Below are 578 nucleotides of genomic sequence, written 5' to 3' on the forward strand. Positions count from 1 at the left end.
ATAAATAACAGGCTGTTAAATACTGGTGCAATTCTTCTTCAGATACAAATTTATTAACGAAAGCAATATTATTTTCCACCCCTAAGTCTTTCGCCAATGCTTTCAAACTATCGCGATACTCTTCGCCATTATGTTTTACTACGCCAGGATGAGTATTGCCCAGAATCACATATAAAACATCTGGATGTTGAGCGACAATTTCTGGCAAAGCTTTAATTACGGTTTCTAAGCCTTTATTTCTGCTAATTAAGCCAAATGTAAACAGCACCTTTCGATCAGTAAAAAGCGCACTCTGAACAATTTCGTTATTGGGTATAGGTTCCAGATCTGGAACCCCATGTTCAATTAATTTGATTGAAGCCTTAGGGATCTGGTAAATACTGGTTAAAAACATGACTGCTTTTTTACTCATCACCACTACTTTAGATGATTTAACTGCAATCTCTTTAATAATGGTCTGTTGCATAAAATTTGGTTCTTTTAAAACCGTATGCAAAATGGTAATGAATGGCTTTTTTAATCTATTGATTAGTGACAATAAGAATACGCCGCTGTTGCCACCATATATACCGAATTCA

General features: G+C 35.1%; 1 protein-coding gene. It reads right to left on the reverse strand.

Annotation, left to right across the window (positions count from 1 at the left end; translation table 11 throughout):
- The coding region (locus AC1DND_RS29135; protein WP_477586494.1) for a glycosyltransferase at window positions 1-578 on the reverse strand (578 nt) is incomplete at both ends.

The organism is Pedobacter sp. 01N416 (assembly GCF_056399685.1).